A 25,354-nucleotide genomic window follows, 5' to 3' on the forward strand; every position below is an offset into this window, starting at 1 on the left:
CGACGCTCAGGCGTGCCGGGCGTGCTCGCACGGCAGCTCGCACGCCCCGAGCACGTCGGCGGCGCGCAGCGGGCTGACCACGACCTCGATGTTGTCGGCGACCGCCGGCGGGGCGTCGACGGAGAAGCTCTCCCTGATCCCCCGCACGAGGTGGTCCATCGCGGGGCCGAGGGCCCCGTCGAGGACGAGTCGGTGGGGGTCGAGCATCGTGCAGAGCTGGGCCAGCGGCCGGCCGATGGTGCGGCCGACGTCGCGCAGGAGACGGGCCGCGCCGGCGTCCCCCGCCACGGCGCGGTCGGGCAGGTCGGCGAAGTCGAGCGTCGTGGCCGGCGCCCCCTCCTGCATCGCGGTGAGGTGGCGCAGCTGCATCCAGAGGCACCCCCGGCCCCCGCACGTGCACAGCGGGCCGTCATGGTCCATCTGCAGGTGGGCCAGCTCACCGGTGTAGCCCCGGGCGCCGCGCACCAGCCGCCCGTTGACGACCACGCCGCTGCCGAACCCGTGCCGGCCGATGGTCAGGTGGACGAAGTCGACCCCGGCCCCCGCCCCGTGCACCAGCTCGCCGAGCGCGCCCAGGTTGGCGTCGTTCTCCAGCAGGACGGGGATCCCGTGCTCCTCGCTCAGGGCGCGCTCCGCCCCGGCCGACGAGCGGACCGGGAACCGGCGGGGGCAGTCCTCCGCACCGAGGTGCTCGACCGGGGTGCCGGTCCCCCGGAGGAAGGGCGCAGGCACGCTGACCACGACCGCGGCGAGGCGTCGGTCAGCCACCTGCCCGGCTGCCGCCACCAGCTCGGCGACCGCGGGTGACAGCCCGTGGGCACCCGCGTCCGGCACCGGTTGCTCGCGTCCGAGCTCTCGGACCAGCTCGCCGGAGGGGTCCAGCAGCCGGAGTCGCAGGCGGTCGTGGCTCCACGACACGAGGCCGGTCATCGGGGCGGGCCCGGCGACGCGCAGCCGCTGGCGGGGCCGTCCGGCCCGCCCGCTCCCGGTGTCGGTGTCCCCTGCGACCAGCGAACCGGCCGCGAGCAGCTTGCGCACCGCGGTCGTGACGGTCGGGGCCGGCAGGTCCAGCGCAGCAGCCAGCTCCACGCGGTCCACCCACCCGGAGAAGGACGCGTATTCGACGATCCGCTGCTCCGCCGGTCGCATGAGGCCCAGGTTAACCGTGATCTCACGAAAAACCCGTGGGAAGCCGTCCCCGAGTGGCCCGACCCTGGAGGACGTGAGCACGACCGACCGCACGTACGCCCCGACGTACTCCCCCGCGCCCCCGCGCGGCCGCCGCCCCTCGACCGTCGCCCTCGTCCTCGTGACGGGCACCGGCGCGCTGTCGACCGACACCTACATCGCCGCCCTGCCGGCCCTCGCCGCCTCGCTGGCGACGTCCGACGCGGCAGCCCAGCTGACCATGACCGCCTGCATCGCCGGCATGGCGATCGGCCAGCTGGTCATCGGCCCGATCAGCGACGCGCACGGACGACGCCGCCTCGTGCTCGCCTCGACCGTCGCGTTCACGGTGCTCTCGGTCGTCTGCGCGCTCGCCGACTCCGCGACCGTGATGATCGCAGCGCGCCTCCTCCAGGGATTCGCGTGCGGGGCCGGCGTCGCGGTCGGACGCGCGGTCGTCAACGACACCTACGTCGGCCGCCGAGCGGCGGCGATGTTCGGCACCCTCACCGCGGTCAGCCTCATCGCCCCGGTCGTCGGCCCGGCGATCGGCGGCGTGCTCCTCGCCGTCGGCGACTGGCGCCTGGTCTTCTGGTTCCTCGCCGCGATCGGTGTCGCGATGACCGTCGCCGCGCTCGTCGGCCTGCCCGAGACGTTGCCGCCCTCCGAGCGCCACCCGGGTGGCCTGCGCGCACTGCGGCTGCGGTCCGCGGACCTGCTGCGCGACCGGGCGTTCCGCACGCCTGTGATCGTGCAGAGCCTGACCAGTGCGGGCTTCTTCATCTACATCGGCGGGTCCTCGCTGGTCCTCCAGGAGGACCTCGGGCTGACCCCCGGCGACTACGCCCGGCTCTTCACCGTCAACGCGGTCGCCATGGTCGCCGCGAGCATCGCCTACCGCCTGCTGGTGATGCGGCTCGGACCGGTCGTCCTCCGGCGCGTCGCCGTCGTCGTCCAGACGACCGCGGTCCTCACCCTCGTCGCGGTCTCGACCACCTCGCTCCCGGGCCGGCCCCCGCTGGTCGTGGTGTGGGTCTGCCTGGCCGCGATGACCGCCGGTCTCGGCGCCTTCCTGCCCTCGAACTCCGCGATCGCCCAGGAGGCAGGACGCCGGTACGCCGGCACCGCGGCCGCGCTGGGCGGCGGGCTGCCCTTCCTCGCCGGCGCCCTGACCACGCCCCTGACCGGCGTCGTCGGCGTGCAGACGGTGCCGGTGATGGCGAGCGGCATGGCGTTCTTCTTCGCCGCCGCAGCGGTGACGGCCGTGGCGGCCGCGCGGTCGTCTCGCCGGCGCGTGCTCCACTTGGAGGCGTGACCACGGATCCCGTCCACGTGCTCCTCGAGGGCACGAGCGACGTCGCGGCCGTCCGGGTCGCCGCATCGGTGGCCGGTCGCGACCCCGCGCAGGTCCGCCTCGTGCCGATGGGCGGGGCGACCAACGCCCGCCGGGCGCTCGAGGTGCTCGAGGCGACCCGGCTGTCGACGTCGTTCGTACGCTACCCGGCGCTCGGGGACTCAGCCTCCGACAGGCGCTGCTGCAGGCGCTCGCGCACCTGGTCGGGGGTGACCTGGGCACGCTTGCGCTGGTCCCGCGCGATGACCACCCCGGTGGCCGTGACCCCGGCCAGCCCGGCGAGTCCGAGTGCCTTCCAGAGCTTCATCGCGCAGAGTCCTCCCATGGGTGAGCGTCCGAGACACCGTGCCGGGGACAGTGTGGTCGCTCTCGACCGTGCCGTCGACGTGACCCGCACCGGCGACGTGTGGCTGTTCCGCGGCAGGTCCGCCGCCGACCAGGCGATCCGCACGCTGACCAACGCGCCGGTCAACCACGTCGGCATGGCCGTCGTGATCGACGACCTGCCGCCGCTGATGTGGCATGCCGAGCTCGGTCGCAGCCTGCTCGACGTGTGGAGCGGCACCCACCACCGCGGGGTCCAGCTGCACGACCTGCGGGAGGCGGTCGACCGGTGGGTCACCCACTACGAGCAGGACGCGTGGTTCCGCCAGCTCGAGCCCGAGACGACCGAGCAGCAGGAGGACGCCGTCCTCAGGACGATCGCGCGACTGGACGGCACGCCCTTCCCCAGCACGGCGGCGCTGGCCGGGCGCTGGGCGCGAGGACGCGTGCGACGGCAGGCGCCGGTCGAGTCGACGTACTGCGCCGAGGTGGTGGCCGCGACCTACCAGGCGATGGGGCTGCTCGGCGACGAACGCCCGACCAACTACTACGACCCTGGCCGCTTCTGGAGCGGCGACGACCTCGAGCTGCGCGGGGCGAGGCTCGGCGAGGAGATCGCGGTCGACCTCTAGTCCTCCGTGTGGGTGCCGTAGCGCCCGCGGTAGAACGTCAAGGGCGGCGGTGCGCCGTCGGGGCCGGACTCACCGAAGCCGAGGTCCTGGACGCGACCGATGACGACGTAGTGGTCGCCGGCCTCGTGGACCCGCTCGACGGTGCAGTCGACCCAGCCGACGACCCCGTCGAGCAGGGGGGCGCCGGTCTTGGCGGGCGACCAGCCGACCCCGTCGTACTTGTCCTCACCACGGGTCGCGAAGCCGTTGGACAGGTCGGACTGCGAGGCGGCGAGCAGGTTGACGCAGAAGAACCCCGCCTGACGCATCAGCGGCCACGCACGCGAGGTCTTGGCCGGGCAGAACAGCACCAGCGGCGGCGAGAGCGACACCGAGCAGAACGACTGGCAGGTCATGCCGACCGGGGTGTCACCGCTCATCGAGGTGACGACCGTGACCCCGCTGGCGAAGCGGCCCAGCACGTCGCGGAACCGCCGGGCCTCGGCGAGCGCGTCGGGGTCGTCGGTCGGGAGGTGGACGTCCTCGCCGAGCCGGAACTCGAAGTCCATGTCGCCCAGGAACTGGTCGATCAGCTCGGGGGGCGGCCACACCGCGGCCGCGTCGGCACGCATGCCCTCAGGTGGGTCCAGGTCGTTGCCGCTCAGCGCGACCACCTCAGCTGCCGCCGAAGCTGTGACCCCAGTAGGAGACCGCCGTCGACTCGCGTGCCACCCACCGGGCGTCGTCCACCTGCAAGCCTTCGCATCCGTACTCCACGTCGAAACCACCGGGGGACCTCACGTAGAACGACACCATCTGGTCGTTCATGTGACGTCCCAGTGTGGCACTGAGGGGCACCTTGTGCTTGCGCACCCGCTCGAGCGCGCGGCCGACGTCGTCGAGCTTCTCGACCTCGAACATGATGTGCACGCACTTGCTGGGGTTGGGCATCGGCAGGAACGCCAGCGAGTGGTGGCGCGGGTTGCAGCCCAGGAACCGCAGCCACACCGTCGAGCCGGCCTCCTTGCCGACGAACTCCCCCGGCATCCGCATCGAGTCGCGCAGCCGGAAGCCCAGCACGTCGGTGTAGAAGCGCAGCGCCTCCACGTCGTCGGTGACGGGTACGACGATGTGCCCCATCCCCTGCTCGCCCGTCACGAAGGTCTGGGCGTAGGGCGTGACCACGGGCCGCGACTCGTAGGTCGCCCCGTGGTAGAGCTCGAACACGTTGTCCCACGGGTCGGTGAAGCGGACCATGCCCTCCACCCGACGCTCCGCGAGCTCCTCGCTCGTGCCGGACTCCACGGAGACCCCGTGGTGCTTGAGGTGGTCGACCGCGTCGGAGAGCGCGCGGTGGTCGGCGAGCTCCCAGCCCATGCAGGACAGGAGGTCGCGGTCGGAGGGCACCACGACGAGGCGCGCCGACAGCTCGTCGATGCGGTAGTAGAGGTTGTCCGCGGACGGCCCCCGCCCCTCGGCGAGGCCGAGCACCTTGCCGGCGAAGTGCCGCCACTGGTCGAGGTCGGTGCTCTCCACCCGGACGTAGCCGAGCGACCGGATGTCCACGTTCATCTGCGCTCCTCGTGCCTGGCCAGGAAGGCCGTCGCGATCTCACGGAACTCGTCGGCGGCCTCGATCTGCGCCCAGTGCCCGCAGCGGGGGAAGACGTGCAGCTGCGCCTTGGGGATCAGCTTGAGGGCGGCGATCGCACCGTCGAGGGGGTTGACCCGGTCCTCGCGGCCCCAGGTGAGCAGGGTGTGCTTGCGCAGGCGGTGGGCCTCGCGCCAGAGCATGCCGTCCTCGGCGGTCTCGGGGTTCCAGAAGCTCATGCCCATGCTGGCCATGGCCTCGCGGGCACCCGGCGCGGTGGCGTCGGCGTACCTCTCCTCGACGAGCTCGTCGGTGACCAGCGCCTGGTTGACCACCATGGTGGAGATGAAGGCGCGCAGCGCCTCGCGGGAGGGGTCGGCGGCGAAGTCCATCAGCCGCTGCACGCCCTCGGTCGGGTCGGCGTGGAAGAGGTTGAGCGACAGCCCTCCCGGGCCCATCAGCACGAGCCGCCCGACGCGGTCGGGCTCCATCAGCGCCAGCCGCATCGCGGTGCCGCCGCCGAGGCTGTTGCCGAGCAGGTGGCAGCGCTCGATGCCGAGCTCGTCGAGCAGGCCCAGCACGTGCTCGGCGGCGAAGCGGTAGTAGTTGCCCTCGACCGCCGGCTTGTCCGACCAGCCGAAGCCCGGCTGGTCGACCAGGATCGTGCGGAAGTCCTCGGCGAAGCCGGGCAGCGCGCTGCCGAAGTTGGACCACGCCGACGCGCCCGGTCCGCCGCCGTGCAGCATCACGAGCGGCAGGCCACCACCGGTGGTCGAGCCTGTCGAGACCCCCGCCTCGTGGTAGCTGATCGTGATCCCGCGGACCTCGGCCTTCTGGCGGGTGGACTCCCGTGTCAGCGTCACCTCAGTACATCCCCGGGTCGATCTTGTGGCCGAACTCCAGCGAGCCGAACATCGCCAGCGCGCGCTCGGGGTCGTTGGCCGCGTGCACACGACCGGCGTGGGCGTCGCGCCACTGCCGCTGGAGGTAGGTGCCCTCGGCCAGGGCACGTCCGCCGGAGGCCTCGAACATCATGTCGATCGCGCGGATCGCGCGCTCGCTGGCGATCACCTGGTCACGGCGGACCTTGAGCCGCAGCTGCAGCGGGATCCGCTCGCCCTTCGCCACGCTCGCCTGCAGCTCGCGCAGGTTGTGCATCTGCAGCACCCAGGCGGAGTCGATCTCGTTGGCGGCACGCGCGATCCGGACGGTGGCGTAGGGGTCCTGCGAGGTCTTCTCCGCGAGGTAGGCCGCGCGCACGCGCTTCTGCTGCATCTCGACGTGCTCGGCGTAGGCGCCGTAGGCCATGCCGATGATCGGGGTCGAGATGGTCATGGTGAAGACCGAGTGGAACGGCAGCTTGTAGAGGTCGGAGGTGTTCTGCTCCTGGCCCGGGCCGAAGCAGCGACCGGTGTCGGACATCGAGAGCGTGAACGCCTCGGGGATGAACACGTCGTCGACGACGATGTCGTTGGAGCCGGTGCCGCGCAGGCCGACGACGTTCCAGACGTCCTCGATCGTGTAGTCCTTGCGCGGGACCATGAAGGTGCGGAAGTCGACCACCTGGCCCTCGGCGTTGAACACCAGCCCGCCGAGCAGCACCCACTGGCAGTGGTCGCAGCCGGAGGAGAACGACCAGCGACCGCTCAGCTGGAAGCCGCCCTCGACCTGCTGGGCCTTGCCCGTGGGGGCGTACGACGACGAGAGGCGCGTGTCGGTGTCGGAGCCCCAGACCGCCTGCTGCGCCTCGTCGGGGAACAGCGCGACCTGCCACGGGTGGACGCCCACCACCGAGGAGACCCACGCGGTCGAGCCGCACGCGCCGGCGATCTCCTTCACCGCGGTGTAGAAGGTCTCGGGGTCGGACTCGTGCCCGTCGAACCGCCGTGGCTGCAGCAGCTTGAAGAAGCCGGTCTCGCTCAGCTCCTTGATGCTGGCGTCGGGGACGACCCGCAGCCGCTCCGCCTCGTCCGCTCGCGAGCGGAAGGTGGGAAGCAGGTCACGGACCCCGTCGAGGACTGCCTGGCTCATGGCTCTCTCCTGTCTGAACAACCGACCACCAGCAATACTAGAACACGTTCTCGTTTTGCGCGAGACACGCGGGGCTTCCGCCAAGTAGAACCTGTTACAGTTTTTCGCATGAAGGACGAGTACGACGTCGTCGTGGTCGGCGCCGGCGGTGCCGGCATGTCCGCGGCGCTCGCGAGCGCGGCGCAGCACGGCCTCGACACGCTGCTGGTCGAGAAGAGCAGCTTCTTCGGTGGCTCCACCGCGCGGTCGGGCGGAGGCGTCTGGATCCCGGGCAACTACGCCCTGCGCGAGGCCGGGCAGGTGGACCCCGACGATCTCGAGCGGTCCAAGCAGTACCTCGACAGCATCGTCGGCGACGTCGTGCCCAAGACCCGCCGCGACACCTACCTCGAGCGCGGCCCCGAGGTCCTCGACTTCCTGCGCGACAGGACGCCCGTGCGCTTCACCTGGGTGCCGGAGTACGCCGACTACCTCCCCGAGCAGCCCGGTGGCCGGCCCCGGGGCCGGTCGGTCGAGCCGGTCCCGATGGACTGCCGCTTCCTCGGCGAGGAGCTCGACCGCCTCCACCCGCCGTACACCAAGGCCCCGGCCAACCTGATCGTCACCCAGGCCGACTTCCGCAAGATCAGCCTCGGCCTGCGCACGTGGAAGGGCCCCGTGACCATGATGCTGGTCATGCTGCGCCGGATCCTGTCGCTGCTGCGCGGCAAGCGGATGTACGCCATGGGCAACGCGATCGCGATCGGCCTCCGCCAGGGCCTGGTCGACGCCGGCGTGCCGGTGGAGTACGACACGTCGCTCGAGGAGCTGCTCGTCGAGGACGGACGCGTCGCCGGCGTCGTGGTGGACCACCAGGGGCAGCGGCGCACCATCCGCGCGCGCCGCGGGGTGATCCTCGGCAGCGGCGGGTTCGAGGCCAACCTCGAGCTGCGCGAGAAGTACCTGCCCTCCCCCACCGACGCCGGCTGGACCACCGGGTCGAGCTCCAACACCGGGGCCGGCCACCTGGCCGGCATCGCGGTCGGGGCCGACACCGACCTGATGGACGACGCCTGGTGGGGCCCGACGATCCCGCTGCCGGGTCGCCCGTGGTTCGCGCTCGCCGAGCGCAACCTGCCGGGCTCGATCATCGTCAACGGGGCCGGTCGCCGCTACATGAACGAGGCCCTCCCCTACGTCGAGGCTACGCACGAGATGTACGCCGGCCAGGCGACCGGGGTGTCCCACGTGCCGTCGTGGCTGGTGCTCGACCAGCGCTACCGCAACCGCTACCTCTTCGCCGGTCTCGGGCCGCGCCAGCCGTTCCCCGGCCGCTGGTTCAAGGAGGGCGTGGTCGTCAAGGCCGCCACGATCGAGGGCCTCGCGGAGAAGATCGAGGTGCCGGCCGACGCGCTCACCGAGACCGTCGAGCGGTTCAACGGCTTCGCCCGGGCGGGCGTCGACGAGGACTTCCACCGCGGCGAGAGCGCCTACGACAAGTACTACTCGGACCCGACGGTCAAGCCCAACCCCTCGCTCCACACGATCGACCAGGCGCCGTTCTACGCGGTCAAGATCGTCCCGGGCGACCTCGGCACCAAGGGCGGCCTCGTGACCGACGAGCACGCGCGCGTGCTGCGGCCCGACGGCTCGGTGATCGAGGGGCTCTACGCCGCGGGCAACGTCTCCGCGGCCGTCATGGGCAACACCTACGCCGGGCCCGGCGCCACCATCGGTCCGGCCATCGTCTTCGGCTACCTTGCCGCAGAGGACCTGGCGACCACCTGACGGTGGTCGAGCTTGTCGAGACCACACCGACGGAAGGCACCACATGCCCATCGACCCCGACGTCGCCATCGGCGCCGAGCTGCCCGACCGGTCGTTCAGCTGGACCGAGTCCGACGTGCTGCTCTACCACCTGGGCATCGGCTTCGGGTCGCGCCCGGGCGACCACCTCGACCCGGCCACGCTGAGCTACACCAACGACACCGCGGACCTCCAGGTGCTGCCGTCGTTCGGGGTCGTCGTCCCGACCTTCCACGAGACCGCCCCTCCGCAGGTCTCCTTCCCCGGCATCGACATCGACCTCGCCCAGGTCGTCCACGGCAGCCAGGAGATCACCCTCCACCGCCCGTTGCCGACGTCGGGATCGGGCACCGTCCACACGCGCATCGCCGAGGTGTGGGACAAGGGCAAGGCGAGCGTGATCGTGCAGGAGGGCTCCGCGGTCGACGAGGCGGGCGAGCCCCTGTTCACCACACGGTCCTCGATCTTCGTCCGCGGCGAGGGCGGCTGGGGCGGCGAGCGGGGCCCGTCCACCTCCGTCGAGCTGCCCGACCGCGCGCCGGACCTCGACTCGACGTACGCCGTGACCCCGCAGCAGGCGCTGCTCTACCGCCTGTGCGGCGACCGCAACCCGCTGCACGCCGACCCGGCGTTCGCCGAGCGCGCCGGCTTCCCGGCGCCGATCCTCCACGGCCTCTGCTCCTTCGGCATCGCGCTGCGCGAGGTCGTGCAGGGCCTGCTCGGCTCGGACTCCTCGAGCGTGCGGTCCTTCGGCGCGCGCTTCGCCGGCATCGTCTTCCCCGGTGAGGGCATCCGCGTGCTGGCCTGGGACGAGGGCGACCGGATCCTGCTCCGCGCCGAGGTCGCCGGCAGCGTCGCGGACCGCAACGGCGCCCCGGTGCTCGCCGACGGCGTCCTGGTCAGGGCCTGACCTCCGGCGAGGGCGCGTCACGCCGCTGTCGGCCGGACGCGGCCCTACGCTCCCCCTGTGGAGCGCAACGAAGCAGCTGAGACCCGGCAGCAGGCCGGTGCCGGACGTGGACCGTTCGAGAGGTTCGTCGAGGCGGTCCAGCAGCGCGTGAGCCGCGCGCCGTTCTTCCTGCTCTGCCTCACCGTCGTCGTCCTCTGGGCGGCGAGCTATCCCCTGTTCCCCTCCGCCAAGGAGTGGCAGGTCGTGATCCACACCGTCGGCAGCGTGCTGTCGATCCTGCTGCTCGTGCTGCTCGAGAACGCCGGCCGTCGCAGCGAGGAGGCCGCGCAGGAGAAGCTCAACGTGCTCGCCGAGGCCCTGGCCGCGCTGATGGAGTCCCGCGCCGGGGACGACCCGCGGCTGAAGGAGGCGCTCGGCGACCTCCGCGAGGCCGTCGGCCTGGAGGAGAAGCACTGAGGTGTGACGAACCTGTCACGGACCCTCCGGAATCCTCCGGACCGGGGCGTCGCTGAGGACGGCATGACCTCACACACCCGCCTCCTGACCCGCCGCGTGCTCGCGGCCACCCTCGCTGCTGCCACGCTCTCGCTGGCCGCCTGCGGCGGTGGCCCCGACAAGGCCGGCAGCACCGGTGTCGAGGACCAGAAGAGCGGCACCTCCTTGGCGAGCATCGAGAAGGACGGCGTGATCACCGTCGGCACCGAGGGCACCTACCGCCCCTTCACCTTCCACGAGGGCGGCTCCGGTCCCCTGACCGGCTACGACGTCGAGGTGATGAGGGCCGTCGCCGACGAGCTCGGCGTCGAGGTGAAGTTCGAGGAGACGCAGTGGGACGCGATCTTCGCCGGGCTCAACGCCGGGCGGTTCGACGCGATCGCCAACCAGGTCTCGATCACCCCGGAGCGCACGAAGGACTACGCGTTCTCCACGCCTTACACCGTCAGCCCCGGCGTCGTGGTGGTGCGTAAGGGCGACACCTCCATCTCCTCGTTCGAGGACCTCCGCGGGAAGACGACCGCCCAGTCGCTGACCTCCAACTGGTACGACCTGGCCAAGCAGAACGGCGCCGAGATCCAGAACGTCGAGGGCTGGGCCCAGGCCGTCGCGCTCCTCGAGCAGGGCCGCGTGGATGCCACGGTCAACGACTCCCTCACCTTCCTCGACTGGCAGAAGACCGAGGGCAAGGACACCCTCCAGATCGCGGCGAGGACCCAGGACGAGGCCCGCAACGCCATCGCCTTCCGCCAGGGCAGCGACGACCTCGTCACGGCGGTCGACCGTGCGCTGGAGAAGCTCCGCAAGGACGGCACGCTGACCCGGATCTCCGAGAAGTACTTCGGCGAGGACGTCTCCGGCTGACCGCCGGAGCGCCCTGATCCGCTGTGGACATCGACTGGGACCTCGTCCGGAGCTCGCTCGGGCCGATCGCGACGTACGCCGCGCTCGGCACCGTGCCGCTCGCGCTGGCGTCGTTCGCGATCGGGCTGATGATCGCGCTCGCGGTCGCGCTGATGCGGCTCAGCCGGGTCAGGTCCGTCGCGGCGGTCGGCCGGGCCTACGTCTCGGTGGTCCGCGGGACGCCGCTGCTGGTGCAGCTCTACATCGTGTTCTACGGCCTGGGCTCGGTGGGCATCCGCATCGACCCCTGGCCCAGCGCGATCCTGGCGTTCTCCCTCAACGTCGGGGGGTACGCCGCCGAGGTCGTCCGGGCGGCGATCCTCTCGGTCCCCAAGGGCCAGTGGGAGGCCGCCCACATGATCGGCATGTCCCGCCGCCAGACGCTGCAGCGGATCATCCTCCCGCAGGCCGCTCGGGTGTCGGTGCCGCCGCTGTCCAACACGTTCATCAGCCTGGTCAAGGACACCTCGCTGGCGTCCACGATCCTCGTGACCGAGCTGTTCCGCCGGGCGCAGGAGATCGCGGCGTTCAGCTCGGAGTTCATGCTGATCTACACCGAGGCCGCTGTCGTCTACTGGGTGCTGTGCCTGGCGCTGTCCGCCGGCCAGTCCCGCCTCGAGAGGAGGCTCGACCGCCATGTCGCCGTCTGAGCCCGCCGCGCCGCTGCTCGAAGTCACCGGGCTGCGCAAGTCCTTCGGTGACCACGAGGTCCTCCACTCGATCGGCCTGCAGGTCCCGCGCGGCAAGGTCGTCGCGCTGATCGGCCCGTCGGGCTCCGGCAAGACCACGGTCCTGCGGTCCCTCAACGGTCTCGAGCGACCCGACGCGGGCGTGGTGCGCGTCGGGGACCTGTCGGTGGACTTCTCGTCGCCGGTGGGCGACCGGTCGATCGGCGCCCTGCGCGACCGCAGCGCCATGGTCTTCCAGCACTACAACCTGTTCCCGCACCTGACCGTCCTCCAGAACGTCATCGAGGGCCCGGTCCAGGTGCGCCGCCGTCCGCGCGACGAGGCGGTCGCCGAGGCCGAGCGGCTCCTGGCTCGCGTGGGGCTGTCCGACAAGCGTGACCGCCATCCCCACGAGCTGTCCGGTGGGCAGCAGCAGCGCGTCGGCATCGTCCGGGCACTGATGATGCGGCCCGAGGTGCTGCTCTTCGACGAGCCGACCTCCGCCCTCGACCCCGAGCTGGTCGGTGACGTGCTCGACGTGATCAAGGAGCTCGCCGAGGAGGGCTGGACGATGGTCATCGTGACCCACGAGCTGGCCTTCGCCCGCGAGGTGGCCGACGAGATCGTCTTCATGGACCAGGGCGTCGTGGCCGAGCGCGGTGCCCCCGCGGCGGTGCTCGACGACCCGCAGGTCGCGCGCACCCGGCAGTTCGTCAGCCGCGTCCAGCGCGGTCGCTGACCGGGATCACTCGAACGGCGCCGGGTCCCCGACGCCGACCCGCACGACCTCGGGGTAGCCCTCGGACCAGTCGACGACCGTGGAGGGCACCGCCCCGCACTCGCCGGCGTCGATGACCGCGTCGACCTGGTGGTCGAGCTCCTCCTTGATCGTCCAGCCGTCGGTCATCGGGTCCTCCTCGCCGCGCAGGATCAGCGTGCTCGACAGGATCGGCTTCCCCAGCTCGGTGAGCAGCGCCTTGACCACGGGGTTGTCGGGGATCCGGATGCCGACCGTGCGCTTCTTGGGGTGGTAGAGCCGCCGGGGCACCTCCTTGGTCGCCGGGAGGATGAACGTGTACGGCCCGGGGGTCGCGGCCTTGACCGCACGGAACTCCGCGTTGTCGAGGTGCACGAGCTGGCCGAGCTGGGCGAAGTCGGCGCACACCAGCGTCATGTGGTGCCGCTCGTCGAACCCGCGGATGCGCCGGATGCGCTCCAGCCCGGACTGGTTGTCCATCCGACAACCCAACGCGTAGCAGGTGTCGGTGGGATAGGCGATCACCCCGTCCTCCCGCAGGATCTGGACCACCTGCGCGATGCTGCGGGGTTGCGGGTTCTGCGGGTGCACGTCGAAGTAGCGGGCCACCCCGTCAGCCTAGTTGTCGCTGCCGGCCGCTCCGAGGACGAGCCCGCTGGTGGGGACTCCCGTGCCCGCGGTGACCACGACGTGCTGCGCGCCGTCGACCTGGTTGACCGACGTGCCGCGCATCTGCCGCACCGCCTCGGCGATGCCGTTCATGCCGTGGATGTAGGCCTCGCCCAGCTGGCCGCCGTGCGTGTTGAGGGGCAGCCGTCCGCCGAGCTCGATCGCGCCGTCGGCGATGAACCCCGGCGCCTCTCCCCGTCCGCAGAACCCCAGCTCCTCGAGCTGCATCAGCACGTAGGGGGTGAAGTGGTCGTAGAGCACGGCGGTGTCCATGTCGCCGGGCCCGAGGCCCGACTGGCGCCACAGCTCGCGCCCCACGACGCCCATCTCGGGGATGCCGAGGTCTCCGCGGTAGTAGGAGGTCATGACGTACTGCTCGTCGGCACTCCCCTGCGCCGCAGCCAGGACCGGCACCCCGCCCTGCGCGAGGTCGCGCGCTCTTTCTGTCGTCGTGACAACAAGAGCCACCGCGCCGTCGCTCTCCTGGCAGCAGTCGAGCAGGCGTAACGGGTCGGCGATCATCCGTGAGGCCTGGTGGTCCTCGATCGTGATCGGCCGCCCGTGGAAGAACGCCGCCGGGTTGGTCGAGGCGTGCTTGCGGTCGGCCACGGCGACGAGCCCGAAGTCACGGCTGGTGGCGGCGTACTCGTGCAGGTAGCGCCGGGCCTGCATCGCCACCGTCGCGGCCGGGGTGCTCAGCCCGTGGGGGTAGCTGAAGGAGTTGTCCAGGCCGTTGGTGTTGACCTGCGCGGCCGCCCAGGTCTGCACCTGGCCGAAGCGCTGGCCCGACCGCTCGTTGAAGCCTCGGTAGGCCACGACGGTGTCGGCCACCCCGGTGGCGACCGCCATCGCGGCCTGCTGCACGGTCGCGCAGGCCGCCCCGCCGCCGTACGAGATGCGGGAGAAGAACCGCAGCTCGCCCATGCCCAGCTCGCGCGCCAGCGCGATCTCCGCCGAGTTGTCCATGGTGAACGTCACCAGGCCGTCGACGTCGCCCGGCTCGAGGCCGGCGTCGGCCAGCGCCGCGAGGGTCGCCTCGCAGGAGAGCTGGAGCTCGGACCGGCCGGACTCCTTGGAGAACTCGGTCGCACCGATGCCGGCGATCGAGGCCGCGCCGCGGAACCCGCTCATGCCGAGACCCCGGTGGTCGAGCCTGTCGAGACCGTCACCCGCGAGGTGGCGTGCGCGCCCAGCGAGACCCTGCCCACGACGTCGATGACGAGCTCCTTGCCCTGGTCGGTCTCACGCTCCTCGGCGACGTGCCCCTCGAGGACGAGCGTGTCGTCGGGGTAGGCCGGTGCCCCCAGCCGCAGGTCGCAGGCGGTCACCCGCGCGGCCGGGCCGTACGCCGGGAGCGCCCAGTCGGTGACGTAGCGCTGCACGAGGCCCGTGGTCGTGAGGATGTTGAGGAAGATGTCCTTGGTGCCCTTCTGCACCGACAGCACCGGGTCGTGGTGGACGTCCTGGAAGTCGCGGGTGGCGAGCGCCGTCGAGACCACGAGCGTGCGCGTGATCGGCAGCTCCCAGGCCGGGAGGGCGACCCGGTCGTCGGGCTCGTCGAGACCGGCTGCCTCCCGGTGGTCGAGCTTGTCGAGACCACCCGCCTCCCGGTGGTCGAGCTTGTCGAGACCAGCCGCCTCCCGGTGGTCGAGCTTGTCGAGACCAGCCGCCTCCCGGTGGTCGAGCTTGTCGAGACCAGCCGCCTCCCGGTGGTCGAGCTTGTCGAGACCAGCCCCCACCGGCTCCCAGTAGGCCAGCGTCAGCTCGTCGTCGATCCGGTCGAAGCCGACCTGCACCGGCATCCCGATCTCGACGTCGGCGCGGTCGGTCCCGCGCAGCTCGCCGATCATGCGGACGCCCTCGTCGAGCTCGACGACGGCCAGCAGGAGCGGCAGCTTCTTGCCGGGGATCTGCGGAGCGTGGTGCTCGATGAAGGAGTAGACGGTGCCCCTGCCTGCAGCCACGACGAACCCGCGGTCCATCGCCAGGCACTCCGGGCAGACGGGACCGGGCGGGTGCCGCAGGGCGCCGCACGCCTTGCACTGCTGGATCCTGAGCTCGCCGGCGGAGGTGCCCTGGAAGAAGTACTCGTTGTCGCGGTTGACCGACGGCCGGACCGTGCGGGCCGGGTCCGTGAGGTCGGGGCCCTTCCTCGCCGCGGGCTTGAACTTCAGGACCCGGAAGAGCATCGTGCCGACCTGCTCGTCGCCCACGCGCCAGATCGACCTGGTCGTCACGAACCAGCCCTCGCCGACGCCGGTCTGCTTGGGCCCCACCACCGACTCGAGCCGGATGCTCACGGTCGGCTGCTCCCCGGGGCGCAGCGGCCGGTCGTAGGTCTGGTCGGAGTTGGTGCCGAGCACGGAGGTGTAGCCGGCCTCGTCGAGGACGCCCATCATCTGGTGCAGCGGGTCCCCGGCCCGTCCGGCGACCGGGTCCTCGCCGGGGAGACCGAGGCCGTACATCGTCCACACCTGGTGCATCGCGACGGGCGCCACCGGGCCGCCGTACACCTGCACCGCCTCGGGGGTGTCGCGGTAGACGGGGTGCGCGTCGCCCATCGCCTCCAGCCACGTGTGGACCTGCGGCTGGTTGACCGGGTCGCGGGCCAGCCTCGGCTCGGTCTCCCCCAGCGCCTTCAGCTCCTCGGCAGCGGCCTCCACCGTGGTCATCGCGGCACCTTGGGCAGGCCGAGACCGAACATGCAGACCAGCTCACGCTGCACCTCGTTGACCCCGCCGCCGAAGGTCACCACGAGGAAGCGCTTGGCGCTGCTGTCCAGGAAGTGCAGGAGCTCGGCGGTCGCGGGGTCGGCCGGGTCGGCGTAGGCCCCGACGACCTCCTCGGCCATCCGCCCGACCTCCTGCAGCTCCTCGGAGGCGAACACCTTGCTGGCCGAGGCGTCCGCGACCGACGGCTCGCCCTCGGCCGCCGCCTCGCAGACCTGCCAGTTGAGCAGCTCGTTGACCCGGAAGGCCGCGGTCATCCGCCCCAGCAGACGGCGTACGGCGGGCAGGTCCGCCACGCTGGTGCCGTCGGGTAGCGACTGGGTGCGCGCCCAGGCGAGCACGTCGTCGCGCAGCCCCTCGAGCCGGCCGGCGGGCGCGAGCATGACGCGCTCGTGGTTGAGCTGCGAGGTGATCAGGCGCCAGCCGGCGTTCTCCTCGCCCACGCGCATCGACACGGGCACGCGCACGTCGGAGTAGTAGGTCGCGTTGACGTGGTGGCTGTTGTCGGCGGTGATGATCGGGGTCCAGGAGTAGCCCGGGTCGGTGGTGTCGACGATGAGCACCGAGATGCCCTTGTGCTTGGGGGCCTCGGGGTCGGTGCGCACGGCCAGCCAGACGTAGTCGGCGGCGTGGCCCCCGGTGGTCCACATCTTCTGGCCGTTGACGATGTAGTCGCCGGCCCCTCCTGAGCTTGTCGAAGGGTCGCGGCGGGCGCTGCAGCGCAGCGACGCCAGGTCGGTGCCGGCGTCGGGCTCGCTGTAGCCGATGGCGAAGTGCACGTCGCCCTTGAGGATCGGGCCGAGGAACCTCTCCTTCTGCTCCTCGGTGCCGTGCGCCATCAGCGTCGGACCCACGGTCTGCAGCGTCACGGCGGGCAGGTGCACGTCGGCACGCGCCGCCTCGTTGACGAACACCTGCTGCTCGACCTCGCCGAGCCCCTTGCCGCCGTACTCCGTGGGCCAGCCGACGCCCATCCAGCCGTCGGCGCCCATCTGCTTGACGATGCGCTCGTAGGTCTCGCCGTGGCGCTCGGTGAGCAGGGTGCGGCGGTCCTCCGGGGAGACGAGGGTGGAGAAGTAGGCGCGCACCTCGGCCTTGAACGCCCGCTGGTCCTCGGTCAGCTCGAGGTTCTTGCCCTCCGTCTCCTCCGGGGGTACGGCGGCCAGGGTCGCCTCCTCGCCGCCGAGCAGCCGCACGACGTCCTTGAGGTACGACGAGAAGCGGGGCAGCGGGTAGGTGATGTCCACGCCCATCCCGCCGTGCACGTGGTGGCAGGTGCCGAGCGCCGCCGGGCCGCGCGAGGCCAGCCAGTAGGCCGCGACCGCGAGGTCGTCCGCGGCCGGGAGCCCCTCGGAGACCCGCCACGCCGCCGACGTGGCGGCCAGGCCGACGGTGCGGGCCGCGACGTAGACGTCGGCCACCTGCATCGCGACGGCCTGGAACTCGGCCAGCGAGCGGCCGAACTGGCGGCGCTCCTTGACGTAGCCGGCGGTCAGGTCGCGGGCGCCGGCGAGCAGGCCGTCGCCGAGCAGGCAGAGCCCGGCGACCGCGTGCTCGCGCAGCGACTGCGCGGCGGCGGCCGCTTCGGCGGTGCCCGGGGCTCCACCGAGCACGTCGTCGGCGCGGACGCGCACGGCGTCGAGGTGGAGGGTGTGCTCGGCGACCTCGCGGGAGGAGCGTGACTCCACCAGGGTCACGCCGGAGGCGGAGGGCTCGAGGACGACCACGACCGACCCCTCGTCGGACGAGGCGCTCACGAGCAGGGCCGCGGCGTCCGACGCGCCGGACACGTGGACCTTGAGGCCGTCGAGCCGCCAGTCCTCACCGTCCCGGGTCAGGCGGGTGCCGGGCTGCAGCGGCGTCGCGGCGCCGGGCTCGTTGAGCGCGGCGGCCAGGCGGGTCTCCCCGGCGGCGACCCCCGGGAGCAGTCGCTTGCGCTGCGCGTCGGTGCCGTGGGCCACGACCGGCAGCACCCCGCAGACCAGCGTCTCCCAGACCGGGAGGTCGACCGCCGCGTGCGACCCCACCGCGCGCAGCAGCACGCCGATCTCGGGCAGCCCGAGCCCCTCCCCGTCGTACTCCCCCGGGAGCGGGAGGGCGAGCAGCCCCGCCTCGGCCAGGTCCTGCCACGAGCAGGCCGCGCGGCCGAGCGCCTGAGCGGCGACGCCGGCGACGGCCTCCTGGGTCTCGGTGAGCGCGAATCGCACGCGGCGCCTCCTGCGGGCTGAGCACACGGACTAGAACGTGTTCTAGTCTAGCCGCGTCGCGCCCCCTGGCAACCCGCTGCGCGACGCGGGTCAGCCCACGGCGTTGGTGAGGGCGAGCATCTCCTGCCTGAAGAAGCCGGCGAGGTCCCACGGCTCCGGGACCTGGTCGGCGCAGGCCATGATCCCGACGTGCAGGCGGCCGTTGCTCGAGATGACCGTGATGTTGAGCCCGGCACCGTGGAAGACCGGGCCGAGGGGGTAGAGCCCGAGGACCTCGCCGCCCATGAAGTAGATCGGCACCGGCGGGCCGGGCACGTTGGAGACCACGAGGTTGTGCACCACCGGGTGGCGCTCGGCGAGCCGGAGGCTGGAGTAGACCCGCACGGCCATGCCGAACGTCCGGGGCGCGGCCATCTCCGCCCACTCCTGCAGCGCCGAGGCGGGGATCGCCTTCTGGTGCTCCTTGGCCGTGCGGTTGCCCTGCGAGACCAGCGCCAGCCGCTCGAGCGCGTCGGGGACGTCGGTGCCCAGCTTGGTGAACATGGCGCTGACCTGGTTGGCGCCCGGGGCGTCGGACTCCCCGCGCACCGAGACCGGCACGGTCGCGATGAGCGAGGTGCTCGGCAGCTCGCCGCGGGACTCGAGGTAGCGGCGCAGCGCTCCGCCACACAGGGTGATCACGACGTCGTTGACCGTGCTGCCGGTGGCGCGCTTGACCGCCTTGACCTCGTCGAGCGAGAGGTCGGCGAAGGCGACCGAGCGGCGACCGCTGATCGTGCCGTTGAACGAGGTGCGCGGAGCCGTGAAGGGAGCCGCCATCGCCGTGCCCCGCGCGGCGCGGTTGGCGGTGCCGGCCAGGGCGCCGACCGACGGCGCGAGCAGGCGTCCCACCCGCATCGGCCGCGACGCCGTACGCAGGGCGGCGCGGGCCAGCAGGCCGACCTGCCCGGGCGCGGTCAGCGGCTCCGACTCGTCCTTCGGGGCCGGCGCCTCCGGCTCCAGGCTGGTCAGGTGCGCCAGCATGCTCATCCCCGACAGCCCGTCGACGGTGGCGTGGTGCAGCTTGGCGAAGACCGCGATCCGGCCGCCGGTCAGGCCCTCGATGATCCACATCTCCCACAGGGGGCGGGAGCGGTCGAGCGGGATGCCGGCGAGGTGCCCGCACAGGTCGGCGAGCTCGCGCTCGTCACCGGGAGCGGGCAGCGCGGCGCGGTGGACGTGACGCTCGATGTCGAAGTGGTCGTCGTCGACCCACACCGGGTGGTCGAGGTCGAGCAGGACGTGCCGCAGCTTCTGACGGAACTCCGGGACGACCCTGACCCGCGCCTCCATCGCGGCCTTCATCGTCGGGAAGGAGTAGCCGCCGGGCATCGTCTCCGGGTCGATCAGCACCAGGCCGCAGACGTGGAGCAGCTGTTCGGGCGTCTCGAAGTAGAGGAACGAGGCGTCGAGCCCGCTGAGCCGCTTCATGGTCCGGACCCTACCCGCGGACGAGAACACGTTCTCGTTTCTGTGACAGGTCGCACTACCCTGGCGGCCATGTCCTACCTGCGCCGCCAGCTGGTCACCTCCGCCCTCGTCGCCAACGCGATCCGCCCGGTCCCCGGGACGGCCTTCAGCGTGCCCGCGATGTTCGGCGGGTGGCTGGTCAGCGAGCTCGCGCCGCACTTCATCGCCGGCACCGCGGTCGACACCGCGCTCGAGGTGACCCGCCGCGGCAAGGACCCGCGCCACGCCGTGCTCGGCCTGGCCAACATGGCGGTGCTCGGCTACCTGATGCGCCAGGGCGGCCTCTCCGGGCAGCAGTTCAACTCGACGCTCCGGGACGCGCTGGGCGAGGGCTACCGCGCCGACCTGCTGGCCGACGTCGACGACCTGGACTGGAAGACCCCGCTCACCCAGCTGGTGTGGCCGTTCCGGCCGGCCAAGCAGAGCCTCGCCGCGATCGAGGTCCACAAGAACGTCCCCTACGCCGCCGAGCACGGTCGCCGCGGGCTGCTCGACGTCTACAAGCCCAAGGGCGACGTGTCCGGCGCCCCCGTGCTGCTGCAGGTCCACGGCGGCGGCTGGACGATCGGCAACAAGGACCAGCAGGGGCTCCCGCTGATGCGTCACCTGGCCGCTCACGGGTGGGTGTGCGTGGCGATCAACTACCGCCTCTCGCCCCGCGACCGCTTCCCCGCCCACCTCGTCGACGTGAAGCGGGCCATCGCCTGGATCCGCCAGCACGTCGAAGAGTACGGCGGCGACCCCGGCTTCGTCGCGATCACCGGCGGCTCGGCGGGCGGGCACCTCACGGCGCTGGCCGCCCTCACGCCCAACGACCCGGAGTACCAGCCCGGCTTCGAGGACGCCGACACCACGCTCCAGGCGGCGGTGCCGTTCTACGGCGTCTACGACATGGCCGGCGAGACCGGCCTCCGGAGCGTCGAGGTGATGCGCGACCGGTTCCTCGCGCCATGGGTCTTCCGCACCTCCCCCGACGACGACGCCCTGCGCCGCGCCTCCCCCATCACCCGGGTCAACGAGGACGCCCCGCCGTTCTACGTCATCCACGGCACCAACGACGTCCTCGCCGACGTGCGCGTCACCCGCGAGTTCGTCGAGCGGCTGCGCGAGGTGTCCAAGCAGCCGGTGGCCTACACCGAGCTGAGCCTCACCCAGCACGCGTTCGACGTCTTCCCGTCCCTGCGCAGCCAGCACTCGGTCCGGGGCGTCGACCGCTTCCTCCGCGCCGCCCACGCCCGCCACCGGGACGCCACTGCCCCCGCCCGCCGCACTCCCACCCCCACGGTCGACGCCGACTCCCCGCTGTAGATCGGGGTTACCGTCACTCATCCGGTGCTGTGACACGTGCCATGCGATCACAGCCCCGCACACGAGCTGCGCACACTGACCAGACCCGGCGGCGAGTGGCACGTGGTGCGCCGCGTGCTGGACGGCATGGAGCACTGGCCCCACGTCACGCGAGCCCGCGCACGGCGTACGCCGACTTCCGGATCAGCTGGCACACCTTCGAGCTCGACGGCAAGGCCAAGGACGACGTCGACGCCCCCTGTGCACGTGGTCGCACCGCTCAGCAGATCCTGTGGGACGAGAAGCAGCGCGAGGACTTCGTGCGCGGCCGGGAGTACGGCGTCACGCGGTTCGGCTGGGCGGACCTGCGGGGACGGCGGCGCAGGGAGTTCCAGGACCGGTCCCGTCGGGACGTGGCGGCAACGCGTCGGCGAGCAGGCCCGGGCGCTCGGCCTCGAGGAGACCCGGGCCGTCAGCCCCGCGGGAGGCGGAGGATCCGCTCGGCGGTGAGGTTGCGGAGCACCTGTGTGGTGCCCCCGGCGATCGAGAGGCAGCGGGTGAGCAGCGCCTCGTGCATCGCCGCGTCGCCCTCGCCGGTCTCGTCGGCCAGCAGGGCCCGGTCGCCGAGCAGGTCGAGGACCAGCTCGGAGGAGTCCTGCCGCTCCTGCACGCCGAGCAGCTTGACCACGCTCGACTCGGGACCCGGTCCGTGGCCGGCGAGCGAGCGGAGCGCGCCTCGCAGGGACAGCGCCTTGACGGTGGAGGAGGCCGCCACCGCCGCCCCGACCCGCAGCTGCTCGACCGGTCCGGTGTCCGGTGAGAGCAGGGCCAGAGCCCGCTCGACGCTGACCCCGAAGCTGCGCCCGCCGATCGCGACCCGCTCGTTGGCCAGGGTCGTGCGGGCCAGCGGCCAGCCGCCGTCGACCTCGCCGACCACGCAGTCGTCGGGCACGAAGACGCCGTCGAGGAAGACCTCGTTGAACAGCGCCTCGCCGGTGAGCTCCCGCAACGGACGGATGTCGATGCCGTCGCTTGTCATGTCGACAAGAAAGTAGGTGATCCCCTTGTGCTGCGGGGCGTCCGGATTGGTCCGCGCCAGGCAGATCGCCCAGTCGGACTCCTTGGCCACCGACGTCCAGACCTTCTGCCCGGAGAGGAGCCAGCCGCCCTCGGTGCGCTCCGCCCGCGTGCGCAGCGACGCGAGGTCGCTGCCCGCGCCCGGCTCGCTGAAGAGCTGGCACCAGGTGATCTCGCCGGTCAGCGTCGGGCGCAGGAAGCGCTTGCGCTGCTCGTCGCTGCCCGCCTGGACGATCGTCGGCGCGGCCCACGCCCCGATCGCCAACGAGGGCTTGGCGATCCCCGCGGCGTCCAGCTCCTCGTCGATGACCAGCTGCTCGACCGGGCCGGCGTCACGGCCGTAGGGCGCGGGCCAGTGCGGCATCAGCAGGCCGGTGTCGGCCAGCACCTCGCGCCTCCGCTCCCCCGGTGCGGCCGCGACCTCCGCCACCGCCCCGCGGACCGAGGCTCGCACCGCCTCGGCCTCGTCCCCGAGGTCGACGTGCGCCGCCCGTCGTACGCCGGCAGCGGCGAGCTCGGCCAGCCGCAGGCGCCAGCGGTCCGAGCCACCGAGCCAGAGCCGGTTGGCGATCGCCCGCCGCAGGTAGAGGTGGGCGTCGTGCTCCCAGGTGAACCCGATCCCCCCGAGCACCTGGATGCAGTCCTGCGCCACGGTGACCGCGTGGTCGAGCGCCGCGGCCCCGGCGGCGGCCGCGGCGATCTCGTGCTGCTCGGGCCCGTCCTCGAAGGCGCGCGCGGCGTCCCACGCGAGCGCGGTCGCCGCCTCGGCCCGCTCGAGCATCGAGGCGCAGAGGTGCTTGAGCGCCTGGAACGACCCGATCGGCCGTCCGAACTGCTCGCGCACCTGCGCGTAGGCCACGGCGGTGTCGAGGCACCAGCGCGCGATGCCCGAGGCCTCCGCGGCGGCAAGGGTGAGCGCGACCGCCCCCACCCCCTTCCCGGGTACGACGGCCAGCGGTGACGACGGTGCCGCGCACGACCCCACCCGGGTCGACAGGTCGTGCAGCGGGCCGGCCGTGACCTCGACCCCGGTCGACTCGTGCAGCCCGAGGCCGCCGGAGGAGTCGGGGAGCAGCAGGTGGGTGGCGATCCCGGCGCCCAGCACCGGGCCACCGGGGCGCAGGCCGAGGCCGATCGTGACCGACCCGTCGGCGATGCCGTCGACGAACGGCGAGGGCAGCACGAGCCCGGCCACGACGGTCGGCAGCAGCACGCCGGGCACGATCGCGGCGGCGGCGGCCTCGACCGCGACGGCGGCGTCGAGCAGGGTGCCGCCGCCTCCCCCGACGGACTCGGGCAGCGCGATGCCGGCCAGCCCCAGGGACGTCAGCCCCGAGGCCACTGGGGCGAACACGGCGGGCCCGTCGGTCTCGGAGGCCTTGACCAGGGCCGCGGCCCCGAGGTCCCGGGCGAGCTCGGCCACCGCGGCCGCCAACGCCGCGTGTTCGTCACCCAGCCCGATGCCCATGCGACCTCCACGTCAGGAACTAGAACGTGTTCCAGATTCTCGCACACCCGGGGTCCGCCGACCCAGACCCGGCTGGGAGGATCGCGGCATGGACGCGCACCTCCTCGACGCCGCCCGCGCCGCGACCGGTTTCATGCCCGACGACGAGGGGCTGTTCCTCCACGAGCGCGCGCGGGAGGCAGCCCCGCACGGCCCGCTGCTCGAGGTCGGGTCCTACTGCGGCAAGTCCGCGATCTACCTCGGCGCCGCCGCCCAGGAGCACGGCTCCACCGTCTTCGCCCTCGACCACCACCGCGGCTCGGAGGAGAACCAGGCCGGCTGGGAGCACCACGACACCAGCCTGGTCGACCCGCGCACCGGCCGGATGGACACGCTCCCGGTCTTCCGTCGCACGGTCGAGGACGCCGGGCTCGAGCCGGTCGTCGTCGCCCTGGTCGGCGACTCCCCCACGGTCGGCCGCCACTGGCGCACCCCCCTCGCGCTGCTGTTCATCGACGGCGGCCACGGCGAGGACCCGGCCCACACCGACTACGAGACCTGGGCGGGCTGGGTGCAGCACGACGGGCTGCTGCTCATCCACGACGTCTTCCCCGACCCCGCCGACGGCGGGCGGCCGCCGTACGAGATCTACCTGCGCGCGCTCGAGGACGGCTTCACCGAGGTCGGGGCCCAGGGCTCGATGCGCGCGCTGCGCCGCACGAGCGGCGACGCCGGCGACCCGGTCAGCTCGCGCTGACCGAGGAGCGGGCGCAGCCGCAGTCCATCGCGATCGGCGCGGGCTCGGCGCCCAGGGTGTCGCCCCGGAAGATGCCGGACCCGGGGGTGGTGCGCGAGAGCGCGTCGGCGGCGAGGATCACCGCGGCCGAGGTGTAGGTGGTCTGCTCGTGCGGCCAGAACACGTCGTCGGTGAAGACGTAGCCGGTCCAGTAGAGCCCGCTCAGGTGACGCGTGTGCAGCATGTCGCCGAAGACCCCGAGCGCCCGCTCGTCGCCGAGGTTGTCCAGCGCCATCACCAGCTCGCAGGTCTCCGCGCCGGTCACCCACGGGTTGGTCGACACGCATCGGCACCCGAGCCCGTCGACCACGAAGGAGTCCCACCGCGAGGCCAGCAGGTCAGCAGCCGCAGGACCGCGCACGGGCCCGGTCAGGATCGGGTAGTACCAGTCCATCGAGAACTCGGACTTGTCCAGGAACAGGTCGCGGTGCTCCTCCAGCGCGTGGCGCAGGCGCCCGGCCGCGAGCTCCCACAGCGGCTGCTCGTCACCCACGAGCGCGGCGAGCGCGAGGCCCGCGCGCAGCGAGTGGTAGATGCTCGAGCTGCCCGCCAGCAGCGCGTCGGCGTTGACCAGGCCGTCGGCCTGCTGGGACCAGGCGATGCCGCCGTACGGCAGCTGCATGCCGACCACGAAGTCGAGGCCGCCGCGCACCGCCGGCCAGAACCGCGAGACGACGTCGTAGTCGCGCCGCAGCAGCCAGTGGTGCCACATGCCGACCGCGAGGTAGGCGCTCATGTTGGTGTCGCCGCTGGCGTCCTCGACCCGGTCGCCGATGATCTTCATCGGCCAGGAGCCGTCGGCGCGCTGGGTGGTCAGGCACCAGTCGTACGCCGCCTCCGCGGCCCCGGTCTCGCCGCCGACGAGCAGCGCCATCGCGGCCTCGACGTGGTTCCAGACGTCGATGTGCTCGCCGACCGCCCACGGGATGCCGCCGTCGTCCTGCTGCACCTCGACGATCGCCGCGGCCGTCTCGCGCACCTGGGCAGCACGCAGCAGCCCCGGCACCTCGGGGGTGGCGTGCGGAGCGCGGGACACGG

The 25,354-nt window shown here is 72.4% G+C and carries 23 protein-coding genes; 10 read left to right on the plus strand and 13 right to left on the minus strand.

Annotation, left to right across the window (positions count from 1 at the left end):
- Nucleotides 1–6: 6 nt before the first annotated feature.
- Nucleotides 7–1,149 carry an ROK family protein gene (locus J2S63_RS20905; RefSeq protein ID WP_310306405.1) on the minus strand — a complete coding sequence of 381 codons (1,143 nt, stop codon included), beginning with the start codon at nt 1,147–1,149 and terminating at the stop codon, nt 7–9.
- A 73-nt stretch (nt 1,150–1,222) separates the two neighbouring features.
- Between J2S63_RS20905 and J2S63_RS20910 the strand changes: the two genes are divergently transcribed.
- Nucleotides 1,223–2,482, plus strand: a complete 1,260-nt coding sequence (locus tag J2S63_RS20910; RefSeq protein WP_310306407.1) for a multidrug effflux MFS transporter — start codon at nt 1,223–1,225, stop codon at nt 2,480–2,482.
- Nucleotides 2,483–2,663: 181 nt separating this feature from the next.
- On the opposite strand, the gene J2S63_RS20915 is transcribed toward J2S63_RS20910, so the two are convergent.
- On the minus strand, nt 2,664–2,828 hold the full coding sequence (locus J2S63_RS20915) for a hypothetical protein (RefSeq protein ID WP_310306409.1): 165 nt from the start codon (nt 2,826–2,828) through the stop codon (nt 2,664–2,666).
- 16 nt (nt 2,829–2,844) lie between these two features.
- On the opposite strand from J2S63_RS20915, the gene J2S63_RS20920 reads away from it, so the two are divergent.
- A complete protein-coding gene (locus J2S63_RS20920; protein ID WP_310306411.1) occupies nt 2,845–3,477 on the plus strand; it encodes a hypothetical protein in 633 nt (210 codons plus the stop codon).
- Here the strand turns inward: J2S63_RS20920 and J2S63_RS20925 are convergent.
- From J2S63_RS20925 to hsaA, 4 genes are read right to left on the minus strand one after another with little or no spacing between them, the layout of a single operon-like run.
- Nucleotides 3,474–4,130, minus strand: a complete 657-nt coding sequence (locus J2S63_RS20925) for a flavin reductase family protein (RefSeq protein WP_310306413.1) — start codon at nt 4,128–4,130, stop codon at nt 3,474–3,476. The genes J2S63_RS20920 and J2S63_RS20925 overlap by 4 nt on opposite strands.
- Before the next feature lies 1 nt (nt 4,131).
- A complete protein-coding gene (gene hsaC, locus J2S63_RS20930) occupies nt 4,132–5,028 on the minus strand; it encodes an iron-dependent extradiol dioxygenase HsaC (RefSeq protein ID WP_310306415.1) in 897 nt (298 codons plus the stop codon).
- Nucleotides 5,025–5,909, minus strand: coding sequence for a 4,5:9,10-diseco-3-hydroxy-5,9,17-trioxoandrosta-1(10),2-diene-4-oate hydrolase (gene hsaD / locus J2S63_RS20935; protein WP_310306417.1), 885 nt, complete (start codon nt 5,907–5,909; stop codon nt 5,025–5,027). Before hsaD ends, hsaC begins: the two co-directional genes overlap by 4 nt.
- 1 nt (nt 5,910) lies before the next feature.
- Nucleotides 5,911–7,077 carry a 3-hydroxy-9,10-secoandrosta-1,3,5(10)-triene-9,17-dione monooxygenase oxygenase subunit gene (gene hsaA / locus J2S63_RS20940; protein WP_310306418.1) on the minus strand — a complete coding sequence of 389 codons (1,167 nt, stop codon included), beginning with the start codon at nt 7,075–7,077 and terminating at the stop codon, nt 5,911–5,913.
- Between the two features lie 108 nt (nt 7,078–7,185).
- Between hsaA and kstD the strand changes: the two genes are divergently transcribed.
- From kstD to J2S63_RS20970, 6 genes are all read left to right on the plus strand, one after another.
- A complete protein-coding gene (kstD, locus tag J2S63_RS20945) occupies nt 7,186–8,844 on the plus strand; it encodes a 3-oxosteroid 1-dehydrogenase (protein WP_310306420.1) in 1,659 nt (552 codons plus the stop codon).
- 43 nt (nt 8,845–8,887) lie between these two features.
- Complete coding sequence (chsH3, locus tag J2S63_RS20950; RefSeq protein WP_310306422.1) at nt 8,888–9,772, plus strand: enoyl-CoA hydratase ChsH3; 885 nt, start codon at nt 8,888–8,890, stop codon at nt 9,770–9,772.
- 57 nt (nt 9,773–9,829) lie between these two features.
- Nucleotides 9,830–10,228 carry a low affinity iron permease family protein gene (locus tag J2S63_RS20955; protein ID WP_310306424.1) on the plus strand — a complete coding sequence of 133 codons (399 nt, stop codon included), beginning with the start codon at nt 9,830–9,832 and terminating at the stop codon, nt 10,226–10,228.
- A gap of 63 nt (nt 10,229–10,291) precedes the next feature.
- Nucleotides 10,292–11,131, plus strand: coding sequence for an amino acid ABC transporter substrate-binding protein (locus J2S63_RS20960; RefSeq protein WP_310306426.1), 840 nt, complete (start codon nt 10,292–10,294; stop codon nt 11,129–11,131).
- Nucleotides 11,132–11,154: 23 nt separating this feature from the next.
- On the plus strand, nt 11,155–11,820 hold the full coding sequence (locus J2S63_RS20965) for an amino acid ABC transporter permease (RefSeq protein WP_310306429.1): 666 nt from the start codon (nt 11,155–11,157) through the stop codon (nt 11,818–11,820).
- Complete coding sequence (locus J2S63_RS20970; protein WP_310306431.1) at nt 11,807–12,577, plus strand: amino acid ABC transporter ATP-binding protein; 771 nt, start codon at nt 11,807–11,809, stop codon at nt 12,575–12,577. Before J2S63_RS20965 ends, J2S63_RS20970 begins: the two co-directional genes overlap by 14 nt.
- Nucleotides 12,578–12,583: 6 nt before the next feature.
- Here the strand turns inward: J2S63_RS20970 and J2S63_RS20975 are convergent, their stop codons facing one another.
- From J2S63_RS20975 to J2S63_RS20995, 5 genes are all read right to left on the minus strand, one after another.
- Entirely contained in the window at nt 12,584–13,204 is a 621-nt protein-coding gene (locus tag J2S63_RS20975; RefSeq protein ID WP_310306433.1) for an L-threonylcarbamoyladenylate synthase, read from the minus strand.
- A 9-nt stretch (nt 13,205–13,213) separates the two neighbouring features.
- Nucleotides 13,214–14,395 (minus strand): lipid-transfer protein, encoded by a 1,182-nt coding sequence (locus tag J2S63_RS20980; RefSeq protein WP_310306435.1) that lies wholly within the window; start codon nt 14,393–14,395, stop codon nt 13,214–13,216.
- Nucleotides 14,392–15,936: an OB-fold domain-containing protein gene (locus J2S63_RS20985; protein WP_310306437.1), complete on the minus strand. Its 1,545-nt coding sequence runs from the start codon at nt 15,934–15,936 to the stop codon at nt 14,392–14,394. Before J2S63_RS20985 ends, J2S63_RS20980 begins: the two co-directional genes overlap by 4 nt.
- Entirely contained in the window at nt 15,933–18,200 is a 2,268-nt protein-coding gene (locus J2S63_RS20990) for an acyl-CoA dehydrogenase family protein (protein ID WP_310306439.1), read from the minus strand. Before J2S63_RS20990 ends, J2S63_RS20985 begins: the two co-directional genes overlap by 4 nt.
- A 90-nt stretch (nt 18,201–18,290) precedes the next feature.
- On the minus strand, nt 18,291–19,670 hold the full coding sequence (locus J2S63_RS20995) for a WS/DGAT/MGAT family O-acyltransferase (RefSeq protein ID WP_310306440.1): 1,380 nt from the start codon (nt 19,668–19,670) through the stop codon (nt 18,291–18,293).
- 69 nt (nt 19,671–19,739) lie between these two features.
- Between J2S63_RS20995 and J2S63_RS21000 the strand changes: the two genes are divergently transcribed.
- On the plus strand, nt 19,740–21,017 hold the full coding sequence (locus J2S63_RS21000) for an alpha/beta hydrolase (protein ID WP_310306442.1): 1,278 nt from the start codon (nt 19,740–19,742) through the stop codon (nt 21,015–21,017).
- Nucleotides 21,018–21,468: 451 nt separating this feature from the next.
- On the opposite strand, the gene J2S63_RS21005 is transcribed toward J2S63_RS21000, so the two are convergent.
- Entirely contained in the window at nt 21,469–23,541 is a 2,073-nt protein-coding gene (locus J2S63_RS21005) for an acyl-CoA dehydrogenase family protein (RefSeq protein WP_310306444.1), read from the minus strand.
- 88 nt (nt 23,542–23,629) lie between these two features.
- On the opposite strand from J2S63_RS21005, the gene J2S63_RS21010 reads away from it, so the two are divergent.
- Nucleotides 23,630–24,277: a class I SAM-dependent methyltransferase gene (locus tag J2S63_RS21010; protein ID WP_310306446.1), complete on the plus strand. Its 648-nt coding sequence runs from the start codon at nt 23,630–23,632 to the stop codon at nt 24,275–24,277.
- On the opposite strand, the gene J2S63_RS21015 is transcribed toward J2S63_RS21010, so the two are convergent.
- Nucleotides 24,264–25,352 (minus strand): prenyltransferase, encoded by a 1,089-nt coding sequence (locus J2S63_RS21015; protein ID WP_310306448.1) that lies wholly within the window; start codon nt 25,350–25,352, stop codon nt 24,264–24,266. The two genes, J2S63_RS21010 and J2S63_RS21015, sit on opposite strands and share 14 nt — an antisense overlap.
- Nucleotides 25,353–25,354: the final 2 nt, after the last annotated feature.

Origin of the sequence: Nocardioides marmoribigeumensis, assembly GCF_031458325.1 — a bacterium.
In the GTDB taxonomy this organism is placed as follows: Bacteria; Actinomycetota; Actinomycetes; order Propionibacteriales; family Nocardioidaceae; genus Marmoricola_A; species Marmoricola_A marmoribigeumensis.